Source organism: Bradyrhizobium sp. HKCCYLRH3073, assembly GCF_051167995.1.
GTDB lineage: Bacteria > Pseudomonadota > Alphaproteobacteria > Rhizobiales > Xanthobacteraceae > Bradyrhizobium.
Genome location: NZ_JBNPUD010000005.1, coordinates 80,720 through 96,128 on the forward strand (window position 1 = coordinate 80,720; position 15,409 = coordinate 96,128).

Below are 15,409 nucleotides of genomic sequence, written 5' to 3' on the forward strand. Positions count from 1 at the left end.
CGCGGCGCCTGATCGGGCTGTTGGTCAACACCCAGGTGCTGCGGACGCGGATCGACAGCCTGGGGACGATCGCCGACATCGTCGAAACGCTGCGCGCGGCTTCGCTCGAGGCCAGGGATCACCAGGACCTTCCGTTCGAACGGCTGCTCGACGTGTTGCAGCCACAGCGCAGCCTGAGCCAGACGCCGCTGTTCCAGGTGCTCTACAACCATCAGCATCGGCGCGGGCCGGCGCATGCGCCGGCTAGCTCTGAATTGCAGATCGAGACGATCGCGGCCGAGATTGAGACGGTGAAATTCGACCTCGCGCTCGACAGCGAGGAATTGCCGTCGGGGGACGTCTCGGCGCTGTTTTCCTTTGCCACCGCGTTGTTCGAGCGGTCGACCATCACGCGGCTCGCCGGCCATTGGCTGACGATCCTGCAGGAAATGGTCGCAGATCCCACGCGCCGGATCGCGGCGCTGGAGCTGTTGTCGGACCGGCAGCGCGACGACGTCAGGCAGTGGAATGCCTGCGCGCCCGCGCGCGCGGCCTTCCAGTCGGTGCACCGGATGTTCGCGCGGCACGCCAAGGACACGCCGGGCGCGACAGCCCTGGTGTTCGGAGCCGAGACGATCAGCTATCAGGCGCTCGATCGCCGCGCCAATGCCATCGCGCAGCATCTGCTGGCGCTCGGCGTTCGACCCGGCGAGCTCGTCGCGCTCTCGATGCAGCGTTCGCCCGATCTCGTCGCCGGTTTCGTTGCCGTCCTCAAGGCCGGCGCCGCCTATCTGCCGCTCGATCCCGATCATCCACCAGCGCGGCTTGCTGCAACCGTTCGCGATGCCGGCGCGCGCGTCGTGCTGGTCGATGCGGCGGGACGATCGCAATGGCCGCCGATGCCGGGCATCGCAGTCGTCGATCTCGGCGTGATCCCGGCCGAGACGACGGAGATCGATCCCGCGGTCGATGTCCATCCCGCGAGCTTCGCCTACGTGATCTATACGTCCGGCTCCACCGGTGTACCGAAGGGCGTCGCGGTCGCGCATGGACCGTTCGCGATGCATTGCGACGCCACGGCCGGTCTCTACGAGATGGACCAGCAGTCGCGCGAACTGCACTTCCTTTCCTTCACCTTCGACGGCGCGCATGAGCGGTTGTGGACCGCGCTGAGCTGCGGCGCGGCCTTGGTGATGCGCGACGCCGATCTCTGGTCGGCGGAGAAGACGCTCGAGGTGATGCGCGCGGAGCGCGTGACCAATGCCGGCTTTCCGCCGGCCTACCTGCAGCAGCTCGCCGAATTCGCGGCGTGGCGCGGCGATCCGCCGCCCGTGTCGCTGTATTCGTTCGGCGGCGAGGCGATGCCCAAATCGGGCTTCGACAAGGTCAGGCAGGCGCTGCGGCCGCGCAAGCTGATCAACGGCTACGGTCCGACGGAGACGGTGGTCACGCCGCTGGTCTGGAAGGTCGACGCCGATGCCGAGATCGACTGCGCCTATGCGCCGATCGGCCATCCGGTCGGCCGGCGCTCGGCCTATGTTCTCGACGGCGATCTGAACATCGTTCCGGTCGGCGTCATCGGCGAGCTTCATATCGGCGGCGAGGGGCTCGCGGCCGGCTATTGGAATCGGCCGGCGCTGACGGCGGAGCGCTTCATCCCCGATCCGTTCGGCGCACCCGGCGCGCGGCTGTATCGCACGGGCGATCTGGCGTGCTGGCGTGCCGACGGCGTCATCGACTATGTCGGCCGGTCCGATCATCAACTCAAGATCCGTGGCTTCCGCATCGAGCCGGGCGAGGTCGAGGCGCGGCTGACGCGGCAGACGGGCGTGCAGTCGGCGGTGGTGGTGGCACGCGAGATCGGCGGACGCCAGCAGCTGATCGGCTATGTCTGCGGCGAGGATGGCTTCGACGAGGCAACGCTGCGCGCGGCGCTGACGAAGGAGCTGCCGGACTACATGGTTCCGGCCCGCATCGTGCCGATGTCGCAGATGCCGCTCACGGCGCATGGCAAGGTCGATCGCGACGCTCTGCCGGTGCCCGAGTCATTGTGTGCCGAGACAGACTATGTCGCGCCGCAATCGGCCGTGGAATTGGAGCTGGCGGCGATCTGGGCCGAACTGCTCGGCCATTCGCGGATCGGGCTCACCGACAATTTCTTCGAGCTCGGCGGCGATTCCATCATCTCACTGCAGGTGGTCGGACGGGCGCGGCAGCGTGGCCTGTCAATCGAGCCGCGCGATCTGTTCCGGCATCAGACGCTGCAGGAGCTGGCGCGGGTCGCGCGCCGCGATCGGGCGGTCATTGTCTCCGCTGAGCCCGGCGCGCGCGACGGCGATCCGGTGCCGCTGTTGCCGATCCAGCGCCGCTTCTTTGCCGAGGACGCGGGCGAACGGCATCACTGGAACCAGGCCTTGATGCTCGTACCCTCGGCGCGGTTCGACTGGCGCGTGATGGCGCGGGCGGTCGATGCCGTGGTGGCGCATCACGATGCCCTGCGGCTGCAATTCGAGCAAAGCGACGGCACGTGGCACGCGAGATACGGCAAGATGCCGGCGAGCGCCGATCTGCTCTGGATCCGCACTGTTCAGGACGCGGCGGAGATCACCTCGGTTGCGGCGGCCGCGCAGGCGAGCCTGTCCTTGCAGGGGCCGTTGCTGCGCCTCGTCGGCATGGACGTCGCGGACGGCAGCCAGAGGCTTCTCATCGTTGTGCATCATCTCATCGTCGACGGCGTGTCCTGGCGCGTCCTGCTCGAGGACATCGCCTCGGCGTCTCGACAGGCGGCGCAGGGCGCCGTGATTGTCTTGCCGACCAGGAGCCAGTCCGTGGCGTCATGGGGCAGGAGGCTCGAAGACTACGCGGCGAGCGAGGAGCTGGCCGATCAGCTCGATTATTGGAGACAGCGCAGCGCCGCCGACGACCTGCCGTGCGACGACGATCACGGTGGGACTGATCGCGTCGCCGATGGTGAAGACGTCGTCGTGTCCTTCGATGTCGAGATGACCGGGCAACTGCTCAAGCAGGCACCCGTCGCCTACAGGACGCAGGTCAATGATCTGCTGCTGGCGGCGCTGGCCCGCGCGGTCAGCCGCTGGTGCGGGCGCGATGAATGCATGGTCGAGCTCGAGGGCCATGGCCGCGAGGATCTGTTCGAAGGCATCGACCTGTCGCGCACGGTCGGCTGGTTCACGACAGCATTTCCGATTCGGCTCTCTGCCGGCGCGAGCGACGACGCCACCCTCATCAAGTCGATCAAGGAGGAATTGCGGGCCATCCCGGCGCGCGGGCTCGGCTACGGCGTGCTGCGCCATTGCGGCAGCCCCGAGCAGCGCGCCGCCCTGGCGGATGGAGCCGAGCCGCGAATCGTCTTCAACTATCTCGGCCAGTTCGGCGCCGGCTCCGACCTTGCCTTCGCGCTCGCGCCGGAAAGCACGGGCCCGTCACGCAGCGCCAGCGCGCCGCTCGGCCGCTGGCTCAGCATCAACGGTCAGGTGCTCGATGGCCGGCTGAAGCTGACGTTCAGTTTCGGTTGCCGCCGCTATCGCCGCACGACGATCGAGCGGCTGGCCGCGTGTTACTCCAAGGCGTTGCGCGAGCTGGTCGCGCATTGCACCAGCGGTGTACACGGCATCACGCCGTCCGACGTTCCACTGTCGCGCCTCGGCCAGCCGGAGCTCGATTTGCTCGGCGCGACGCGCGATTGGCGCGATGTCGAGGATATCTATCCGCTGTCGCCGATGCAGCAGGGCATGCTGTTCCACGCGCTGCGCGACGGCGACAGCGGCAACTACGTCAGCCAGATCGCCGTCGACATCGAAGGCGCGGATGCGGCGCGCCTGCGCGCGACGTGGCAGGCGGTGACGGCGCGACACGCGGTGCTGCGGACCGCGTTCGTGTGGAGAGACTTATCAGGCGCACCGCAGCAGGTCGTCCATCGGCAGGTTCCTGTTCCCTTCGTCGAGGAGGATTGGCGCGACCGCGCGGACTCGATGGATCGAGCCACGCGTGACGCGGCGCTGGCCGAGGTGGCGGCGGCCGAATGGCGTGCCGGCTTCGACCTGTCACGGCCGCCGCTGCAGCGGGTCCGTCTCATCGATCTCGGCGGCGGCGTTTGCCGCCTGATCTGGACCCATCATCACATCCTGCTCGACGGCTGGAGCGCGGCGAGGCTGATCGGGGAGATCATGCAGCATGTCGGCGGCGCGTCGCTGGGTGCACCGCGCGGCCGCTATCGCGATTACATTGCCTGGCTGCAACGACAGGATCGCGAGGCATCGATCGCGTTCTGGTCGCGCTCGCTCTCAACGCTCGGCGAGCCGAGCCTGCTGGCCGATGCGCTGGGCGGGCCGGCCATACCTGCCCACGGCCATGCCTCGATTGATCTCGTCATCGATGCAGCGAAAACCGAGCGGCTGCAGCTCGTGGCACGGCGCGAGCGGGTGACCTTGAACACATTGCTGCAGGGGGCCTGGGGCCAGCTGCTGCGACGCTTGACCGGGCAGGATGTCGTCTGCTTCGGCGCCACGATCTCCGGCCGTCCGCCCGAGGTCGCGGGCGTGGAAGAGACGGTCGGCCTGTTCATCAACACCGTGCCCGTGCTCGAGGACGCGAGACCGCAGACGCCGGTGGGCGATTGGCTGCGCGGCCTGCAGGATCGCAACGTCGACCTGCGCGAGCATGGCTGGATGCCGCTGCACGAGATCCAGCGTCTTGCCGGCCACGCCGGCCGGCCGCTGTTCGACACCATTTTCGTGTTCGAGAACTATCCGGTCGACGCGGCGCTGCGCGATCAGGCCGGCGAGGGGCCGCGCGCCAGCCGCGCCGAGCAGATCTCGATCACCAACTATGCGCTGACGGTCGCGGTGTTCGTCACCGACGCCGGCATCCGGCTCGGCTTCCGTTACGATCGCAGCCGGTTCGACCGGCCGCAGATCGAGCGGATGCAGGCGGCGTTCGCCTGCCTGCTCGGGCGCATCGCCGACGACAGCAGCCGCCCGGTCGCGGAGCTGCATGGCCTCGACGCCGCCGCTTTGCAACGGGTGCTCGGCTGGAGCTCGGGACCCGCCGCGCCGACGGTGAAAGACCGCTTCGTCGACGTGGTGACGCAGATCGAGCAGCAGGTCGCACGGTCGTCCGCGGCCGTGGCCCTGATCTCCGATCAGGAGAGGATCAGATACGCGGAACTGAACGCGCGGGCCAACCGATTGGCACGACAGATCAGGCAATCCGGCGTCGCTCTGGATGCTCCGGTCGGCCTGGCATTCGAGCGCAGTGCCGATCTGGTCGTGGCGGTGCTGGCGGTGCTGAAGGCAGGGGCCGGCTATCTGCCGCTCGATCCGGATTATCCCGGCCAGCGGCTCGCCGCGATGCTGGGCGACAGCGGCGCGCGACTGGTGCTGACGCAGCCGCAATTGCGCGATCGGCTGATGGAGATCACGGCCGGGGCGGGCGCCGAGCTGATCGCCGTCGACGACAGCCGCGCTTCGCACGGGATCGATGCCGACAGCTCGGATCTCCGCAGTCCGATCCACGCCGAGAGCCTCGCTTATGTGATCTACACGTCCGGCTCGACCGGCATGCCGAAGGGCGTGGCCTGCACGCGGGGCGCGCTGGCGGCGCGGCTGGCCTGGATGCAGCGGGAGTACGGGCTCGATCCCGGCGAAACGCTGCTGCAGAAGACGCCGTTCAGCTTCGACGTCGCTGTGTGGGAAATCCTGTGGCCGCTGACGGTCGGTGCACGGCTTGCGATCGCAGCGCCGGGTGCCCATCGCGAGCCGAAGCGGCTGATCGATGCAGTCACCACGCATCGCGTCACCACGCTGCATTTCGTGCCCCAGATGCTCGCGCAATTCGTGGCCGAGCCCGAAGCTCGCCGATGCGTGAGCCTGAAGCGCCTGTTCTCCGGTGGCGAGGCCTTGTCGGTCCAACTGAAGGAGCAAGTCTACACGGTATTCCCCGCGATCCGGTTCGACAACCGCTATGGACCGACCGAAGCGCTCATCAATGCCAGCTTCTGGAGCTGCCGCGAGGCGAGCGGGCCGCGCGTGCCGATCGGCGTCCCGGTCCCGGGCACGACCCTGCGCATTCTCGATGCCGACCTCAATCCGGTGGCCGAGGGTACGACGGGCGGGCTCCATATCGGCGGCGACGGGCTGGCGCGCGGCTATCTCGGTCGCGCGGCGCTGACGGCCGAGCGCTTCATTCCAGATCCGTTCGGACCTCCCGGTGCGCGGCTGTACCGGAGCGGCGACTTGGCGCGCTGGCGCAGCGATGGCGCCATCGACTATGTCGGCCGCACTGATCATCAAGTGAAGGTTCGCGGCTTCCGCATCGAGCTCGGCGAGATCGAGGCGCGGCTGTTGCAGCAGCCATCGGTCACTGCCGCCGTCGTCATCGCCAGGGAGTTCGGAGCAGGCCGGCAACTGATCGGCTATGTCTGCGGTGACGACACGCTCGACGGCGTCGTGCTGCGCGATGTCTTGTCCGCGGCCCTGCCGGACTACATGGTGCCGGCGCGGATCGTGGTGCTCGATCGTCTGCCGCTGATGGTGAATGGCAAGGTCGATCGCCATGCGCTGCCGGCGCCGGAGGCGCCCGCATCGGCCAAGCGGATTGCGCCGCGGACGGCGGCCGAGGCTGCGCTGGCGGCCATCTGGGCCGAGCTGCTGCATCAGCCCGATGTCGGCATGACCGACAATTTCTTCGAGCTCGGCGGCGATTCCATCATCTCGCTGCAGATGGTCAGTCGCGCGCGGCGAGCCGGACTTTTGATCGAGCCGCGCGACGTCTTCAAGCATCAGACACTGGAAGCCCTGGCGCGCGACGCGCGGCAGATCGCGCGGCTGGAGACGACGGTGGAGCACGGCCTCGTCTCAGGGCCACTGCCGTTGCTGCCGATTCAGCTCCGCTTCTTCGAGCAGGAGCTGGAGGCGCCGGACCACTGGAACCAGGCCTTGCTGCTGCGGCCGCAGCGGCGGCTCGACTGGGACGTGCTGCGGCGCGCGGCGGCGGCGGTCGTCACCCATCATGATGCGCTGAGGCTGCGCTTCCAACGCATCGACGGCACCTGGCGCGCCGAGCACGGGCCGGCGCCGGCCGCCCCCAGCCTGTTTCGAGCGTGCGAGCTGGCTGACGGCGAGGCGGTCACCGCGCTGGCCGCGGAGGTCCAGGCGAGCCTCTCGCTCGCGCAGGGGCGTCTGGTGCAGATGGTCGGCATCGATCTGCCCGACGGCGGGCAGCGCCTCCTGATCGTGATCCATCACCTCGTGATCGACGGCGTGTCGTGGCGTGTGCTGCTGGAGGATCTCGCGGCGGCCTATGATCAGCTCATGCGTGGGCAGGAGGCGACGCTGCCGCCCAAGACGCACGCCTATGCCCAATGGGGCGCAGCACTGCACGCGCACGCGTGCTCGGATGTGCTGGCTGCCGAGCTCGATCATTGGTCCGGTCTCCGGCAGACGGATGACCTGCCGTGCGATGTCGATCATGCGGATCGGGATACGAGCGCCGACGCTGACGACGTGCTGCTCGCGATCGACGCGGAGCTGACCGCGCGCCTGCTGGGCGCGGCGCACGGCGCGTACCGAACCCAGGTCAATGATCTGCTGCTGTCGGCGCTGGCGCGTGCGTTGTGGCAGTGGTCGGGCCGTGAGATCATGGCGATCGAGCTCGAAGGCCACGGCCGCGAGGATCTCGGCGACGGGCTCGATCTGTCGCGAACCATCGGCTGGTTCACAACCGCCTTTCCGGTGCAATTGACGGCTGGATCGCAGCCGCCCGCCGAGCTGATCAAGGCGACCAAGGAGATGCTGCGGTCCGTCCCCAACCGGGGACTTGGCTACGGCGTGCTGTGCTACCTGGGGTCTGATGCCCAGCGTGCGGCGCTGAGGACGGGCGTGCAGCCGCGCATCGGGTTCAACTATCTCGGTCAGGTCGATGGCGGCACGGGCGAGACGGCGCTGTTCTCGATCGCGCCCGAGAGCGCAGGACCTTCGCGTGCAGCATCGAGCCCGCTGCGCCACCATATCGCGATCAATGCGAGGGTGCTCGACGGCCGTCTGCAGTTGTCGTTCGGCTTCAGCAGGAAGCGCTATCGACGCGAGACCGTGACCTGCGTCGCCGGTTGTTTCGAGGAAGCGCTTCGTGAACTGGTCGATCATTGCACGAGCGGCGTCCATGGCGTGACGCCGTCCGATGTGCCGCTGTCGAAGCTGAGCCAGGCCGAGCTCGATGCGCTGGCGCTGGATTGGCGCGAGGTCGAGGACATCTATCCGCTGTCGCCGATGCAGCAGGGCATGTTGTTTCACGCGCTGCACGACGACGTCACTGGGGTCTACGTCAACCAGGTCGCTGCCGAGATCCGCGGCCTCGACGCCGGTAAGCTGCATGCTGCTTGGCAGGCCGTCAGCGACCGTCATGCCGTGCTTCGCACCGGTTTCCTGTGGCGTGAATTGTCCGGACCGCCGCAGCAAATCGTTTATCGCAATGCCGACGTTGCCTTCGTCGCGGAGGATTGGCGGGAACGTGCGGCGGGGCTTACTCCGGCGGCGCTGGAGGCTGAGCTCATGGCAGTTGCAGATCGCGAGCGCGCCGACGGCTTCGATCTCTCGCGGCCGCCGCTGCAGCGCGTGCGGCTGGTCCGGATCGCCGATGACCGGCACTGGCTGATCTGGACCCATCATCACATTCTGATGGACGGCTGGAGCTCGGCCCGCTTCATTGCCGAGGTGATCCAGCAAGAGGGGCAGGGGGCGCTGCAGGGACCGCCGCCGCGCTACCGTGACTACATCGGATGGCTGCAGGCGCAGGACCACGGTGCGGCGGTCGAGTTCTGGCGAGCGGCGTTGGCTGGACTCGACGAGCCGAGCCTGCTGTCGCAGCCTGCGGCCGGCGCTCGCGTCGGCCATGGCTCGCTCGCCATGGCGGTGGACGCCGATCTCAGCGAGCGGCTGCAACGCTTCGCGACCCGCGAACGGGTCACGCTGAACACGGTGGTGCAGGCGGCATGGGCGCACTTGCTCCGTCGGTTCACCGGCCAGCCTACGGTCTGCTTCGGCGTGACGGTATCGGACCGGCCCGCCGGGCTCGCCGGCGCCGAAGAGATGGTCGGCCTGTTCATCAACACCTTGCCGGTGGTCGACACCGAGAATCCGGAGCAGCGCGTCGGCGCGTGGTTGCGGGACCTGCAGGATCGCAATCTCGGCCTGCGGGACCACGGCTGGATGCCGCTGGCCGACATCCAGCGGATCGCGGGCCGGGCGGGGCGTCCGCTGTTCGACAGCATCCTCGTGTTCGAGAACTATCCGGTGGACGCGGCCTTGAAGACCCGAGATGGCCGTCTGAGCGTCAGCCGGACGAGGATCCTCGAAACCAGCAACTACCCGCTGTTCGTGAGTGTCGGTCTCGAAAGCGAGCTACGGCTGGTGTTCAATTTCCAGCAGCAACATTTCGACGACGTCCAGATCCGTCGGCTGCAGATGGCGTTCGTGCAACTGCTCGCGGCCATCGCTCGCGATGCGGAGCAGGCGGTCGGCTGCATTGCGGCCGATGATCCCGCGGATATCGCGCTGCTGGCACGGGTGAACGCGACAGCGGCCGCCGTGATATCGCCCGGTGTCGTCGCTCAATTCGAGGCGCAGGCGGGGCGCGCGCCCGATGCGATCGCGCTCGTGCACAATGAGGAGACGCTCAGCTACGCCGCGCTGAACGCGCGCTCGAACCGGCTGGGCCAAAGGCTCAGGGAGGGCGGCGTCGGTCCCGATGTGGTGGTAGGGCTGGCGCTGGAGCGCGGTGTCACGATGATGGTGGCGCTGCTCGCGGTGCTCAAGGCGGGCGGGGCCTATCTGCCGCTCGATCCCGACTATCCGGCCGAGCGTCTCGCGCACATGCTGGCCGACAGCGGCGCCAAGCTGCTGCTGACGCAGGCGGCGCTCCACGACCGGCTCGCGCCGGTGCTGGCGGACGGCCATGCCGAGGCCTGGCTGCTGGACGAGGCGGCTGGAGAAGAAGCTGTCGACGTCGGGAATCTCGACGTCGCCATCCATCCTGAGAACCTCGCTTACGTCATCTACACCTCCGGCTCGACCGGACTGCCCAAGGGCGTGATGGTGCGCCATGGCGCGGTGACGAATTTCCTGACGACCATGGCTGAGCAGCCGGGCATTGCGCGCGATGACCGCGTGCTCGGTTTGACCTCGCTGTCGTTCGACATCGCGGTGCTCGAACTCTGGCTGCCGCTGACTCGTGGCGCGCAGATCGTGCTGGCGGACCGCGCCTCGGCCCATGATCCGGCGGCGTTGAAAGCGATCGTGGGCCGTCATGGCGCGACCATGATCCAGGCCACGCCGTCGAGCTGGCGCATGCTGCTCGACCATGACGACGGCGCGCGTGGATGGCTGCCTCAAGGCTGCCGCCTGCTGAGCGGCGGCGAGGCGCTGGCGCCCGATCTGGCGCTCCGGCTGCTCGCGCTCGGCGGCGAGGTCTGGAACCTGTTCGGGCCGACTGAAACCACAGTGTGGTCGGCGCGTCATCGGCTCGATGTGCGCGATCCGGCACCCGTCCTCGGCGGGCCGATCGGCAGCACCACGCTGCACGTGCTCGACGGCGATCTCAACCGCGCCCCTGTCGGCGTGACAGGCGAGCTCTTCATCGGCGGCGAAGGCCTGGCCCGCGGCTATTGGCGCCGGGCGGCGCTCAGCGCCGAGCGCTTCGTTCCCGATCCATTCGGCGATCGCGGTGCGCGGCTGTACCGGACCGGCGATCTGGCGCGGTGGCGCGCCGATGGACTGCTCGACTATGTCGGCCGTGCCGACCATCAGGTGAAGATTCGCGGCCACCGCATCGAGCTCGGCGAGATCGAGGCGCGGTTGCGCACGCAGCCCGGCGTCCGCGACAGCGTCGTGGTGGCGCAAGAGCTCGGCGGCGGGCGGCAGCTCGTCGGCTATGTCAGCGGCGACGATGGGCTCGACGGAGCTGAGCTGCGCGCGACGCTCGCGTCGGCGCTGCCGGACTACATGGTGCCGTCGCGCGTCATGGTGCTGCCGCTTCTGCCGCTGACGCCGAACGGCAAGATCGATCGCAAGGCCTTGCCATTGCCCGACACCCGGCCCGCACAGGGACAGCGCATCTCGCCACGTAGTCCCGCCGAGGCCACGCTCGCCGCGATCTGGGCCGAACTGCTCCACCAGCCGGACGTCGGCGTCGCCGACAATTTCTTCGAGCTCGGCGGCGACTCGATCATCTCGCTGCAGATGGTCGGTCGCGCCCGCCGGGCTGGTCTCGTGCTGGAGCCGAGAGACGTGTTCCGGCTGCAGACGGTCGAGCTGCTCGCGCCGGCCTGCCGAGCGGCACGGAAAGATCAGCCCGTGATTGCCCTCGCGCGCGGCGCATTGTCCGGGCTGACCAGCGACGAGCTCGCCCGGCTCGGGGTCGACTGGGACCGCATCGAGGACGTCTACCCGCTCTCGCCGATGCAGCAGGGCATGCTGTTCCACAGCCTGCGCGATGCCGGCAGCGGTGTCTACGTCAACCAGATCAGCGTCGAGATCCGCGGGCTGGACGTCGAGCGGCTGCGCAGCGCGTGGCAAGAGGTCTCTGACTCTCATCCGATGCCGCGCACGGGTTTTCTCTGGCGCGAGCTGTCCGGTGCACCGCTGCAGGCCGTCCATCGTGCCGCGAACGCGCCGTTCGTGATGGAGGACTGGCGCGGGCAGGTCGTCGATGAAGCGCGGCTGTCGTCGGCCCTGGCCGCGGAGCGTAACGTCGAGTTCGATCTCGCGGTGCCGCCGCTGCAGCGTGTCCGGCTGCTGCAGCTCGACCACGAGCGCCATCGCCTGATCTGGACCTACCATCACATCCTGATGGATGGCTGGAGCTCGGCCCGCTTCATCGGCGAAATCCTGCAGCGCTATTCCGGGCGGGCGCTCACGGCTCGTTCAGCGCATTATCGCGACTATGTTGCCTGGCTGCTGGCCCAGGACGCGCAGGCCGCCGAGCGCTTCTGGCGCGGACAGCTCACGGCCTTCGACCAGCCGACGCAACTGGCCGATGCCTTCGGAGCACGGCGCCACGATGGGCACGGGCACCAGCGCTGCTACACGCGGCTCGACGAAGATGCGACCGCGGCCTTGAAGGCGTTTGCGCGGCGCGAGCGCATCACCCTGAACACGCTCATCCAGGGCGTCTGGGCGCTGCTGCTGCAACGCTACACCGGCCAGCAGACCGTCACCTTCGGCGTCACCGTCGCCGGCCGTCCGGCTGGTCTCGACGGGGCCGAGCAGATGATCGGCCTGTTCATCAATACGCTGCCGGTGATCGAGACGCCGTCGCCGGCCACCACGATCGGCGACTGGCTGCGTGCCATGCAGGACCGTAACGCGGCGATGCGCAATTTCGAGCAGACGCCGCTCTACGACATCCAGAGCTGGGCCGGCCGTGCTGGCGAGAGCATGTTCGACAGTATCATCGTGTTCGAGAACTATCCCGTCGACCGGGGCCTGCTGCAGGGCGACGGCTCGCTTCAATTCGGCGAGCTGCGCAATGTCGACGTCACCAACTATCCGATGGACCTGTCCATCATGGTCGAGGATACGCTGCAGGTCGAGTTCACCTATATGCCGAGCCACTTCACGCCGGATCAGGCGGAGCAGGTGAGGGCGCAATTCGAACATCTGCTCGCGGCTATCATGCGAAGTCCGGAAGCCGCGCTCGGCGCAATCGATGCGGCTACCGCTCTGGATGTGCAGCGCGCTGACGCCTGCAATGGCCGGGCGGCGTCTTCCGCGACGCGTCCGCTCGTGCACGAGATGATCAGCGGTCATGCCCAGCGTGACCCGGAACGTGTCGCCCTCACGATCGGCGGCAGGAACGTGTCCTATGGCGAGCTCGATCGTCGCGCCAATCGGCTCGCGCTCCGCCTCGTCGGCGCCGGGCTCCAGCCAGACCAGCGCGTCGGCGTCGTCGTCGAGCGCAACGAAGTGACGATGGCCGCGCTGCTCGCCGTGCTGAAGGCCGGCGGAGCCTATGTGCCGCTCGATCCCGAGCTGCCGCCGGACCGCATCGCCCATCTGATGCGCGATTCCGGGATGAGCATGCTGCTGTCCGGCGCGCATGAGATCGCCGCCACCGAAGGCGTCCAGGCCGTCGATCTGGCCTCGTTCGATTTCGACAGCGGTCCGCACCATGCGCCGGATCCGGGCCTGCATCCGGAGAATCTGGCTTATGTGATCTACACGTCCGGCTCGACCGGGCGGCCGAAAGGCGTCGCGGTCGCGCATGGACCGCTGGCGATGCATTGCCGGGCGACCGCTGCGCTCTACGAGCTCGACGAGCACGCAACCGAGCTGCATTTCCTGTCGCTGGCCTTCGACGGCGCGCATGAACGGTGGCTTACGGTGCTGTCGCAGGGCGCACGGCTGGTCATGCGCGATGCGGAGCTGTGGACGCCGGAGCAGACGGTCGCCGAGCTTCATGCGCAGCGCGTGACGCATATCGGCCTGCCGCCGGCCTACCTGCAGCAGGTCGCCGAATGGGTGGAGCAGACCGGCAATCCGCCGCCGGTGCGGTTGTATTCGTTCGGTGGCGAGGCCATGCCGAAGGCCGGCTTCGACAAGGTGAGGCGGGCGCTGAAGCCGCGGATCCTGATCAACGGCTATGGTCCGACCGAGACCGTCGTGACACCGCTGGTGTGGAAGGTCGATGGCAACACGGCATGCGACAAGGCCTATGCGCCGATCGGCATTCCCGTCGGCCGCCGCACCGCCTACATCCTCGATGGCGCGCTGAATCTCGTTCCGGCAGGCGCAGCCGGCGAGCTCTATGTCGGCGGCTTCGGGCTCGCGCGCGGCTACCTCGCCGAGCCAGGCATGACGGCGGAACGCTTCGTGCCGGATCCATTTTCGACGGAGGAGGGCGCACGTCTCTATCGCACCGGCGACCTGGCCCGATGGGATGCGAGCGGCACGATCGAGTATCTCGGGCGCAGCGACGATCAGGTCAAGGTCAGCGGCTTCCGGATCGAGCTTGGCGAGATTCAATCGGCTCTGCTGAGCGACGCTGCCGTCGCCCAGGCTGCCGTGCTCGCGGTGGCGGGGCCGGGAGGAAATCAGCTCGTGGCCTATGTGGCGCCACGGGCGCCGGGCGACGCCGCCGCTGCTCCGGCCGAGCGCCTGTCGGCGGCGCTGACGGCCACGCTGCGCCGGACATTGCCGGCCTACATGGTTCCGGCCCGCATCATCGTGCTCGAGCGCCTGCCCACGCTGTCGAGCGGCAAGGTCGATCGCAAGGCGTTGCCCGCGCCTGGTATCGCAGCCGGGCGCGCGTTCATCGCCCCGGAAAGTCCGCCAGAGGTCGCGATGGCGAAGCTGTGGGCGGAGGTTCTCGGCGTCGCGCAAGTGGGCGTCACCGACAACTTCTTCGAGCTCGGCGGCAACTCGATTCTCAGCCTCAAGGTGATCGCGCGGCTTCGCCGCGAACCGGTCCTCGACGGCGAGATCAAGCTGCGGGATCTCTTGCAGAAGCCGACCATTCGCGCCTTGCTCGGCTCGCCCGCAGCATCATCCACGCGGCCGTCGGCGCTGCTGCCCCTGAGTTCGCCGGTCGATGGCGTGGCGCCCGTGTTCTGCCTTCACGGCGGCTTCGGCACGGTGTTCGACTATGCGCCGCTGGCGCGTCGTCTGGAGGGAGAACGGCAACTGATCGGTCTGCAGTGCCGGACGCTGATCGAGCCGTCCTTCACCGATCGCTCGCTGGCGGCGATGGCCGTGGACTATGCCGATGAGATCGTACAGACGCAGAGCGAGGGGCCCTATCATCTGATCGGCTGGTCGCTCGGCGGGCTGCTCGCGGGCCTGGTTGCCGCCGAACTGCAAAGGCGCGGCGCGCGGGTCGAGCGTCTGGCGCTGATCGACAGCTTCGTTCCGCATGGTGGCCAGCAGCCGTCGCGACATTGGACTGACGACTTGCTCGCGCTGCTCTCGGTCACGGCGCCGGGCGTGCAGTTGTCAGCGATCATGCCGCAGGTGGCGGTGATCCGTTCCGCCGATGCGCCGGCGACGGACGAGGTGATCCGGGGCCTCGTCACCAATGCGATCGGCATGGCGCCGCTGCAGCCGCGCGACGGCCTTCTCGGCGTCGACGACATCGTCGCGGCCTTCAGAGTCGGACGCCATCTCGCGCAACTGGCGCAAACGGCCGAATGGCCGGCTGATCTCGCTGTTGCGCCCGGCTGCTGGTGGACCTCGGGCCGGCTTCGACAGCGAGATCGGCTCGTGGCGCGGCTGCCGCAGGCGGCAGACCTCGGCGTGGTCGGCGACGATCACTTCGGGATCCTGAGCAACGAATCCTTCCTGACGGCGCTCGGCGCGTGGCTGGAGCCGGACGAGGCGGCGCAGACATCGCCGGCGCTGCAGTCCGAACCGGCTGAATGAGG

1 protein-coding gene (only partly in view) is annotated in these 15,409 nt (G+C 68.3%); it reads left to right on the forward strand.

Annotation, left to right across the window (positions count from 1 at the left end; translation table 11 throughout):
• Positions 1-15,407, forward strand: the 3' portion of a protein-coding gene (locus ACQR1X_RS14230) for a non-ribosomal peptide synthase/polyketide synthase (RefSeq protein WP_434899054.1). The gene continues 991 nt to the left of window position 1, outside the view; only the last 15,407 of its 16,398 coding nucleotides appear in the window; the start codon falls outside the window, past its left edge; its stop codon occupies positions 15,405-15,407.
• Positions 15,408-15,409 lie beyond the last annotated feature (2 nt).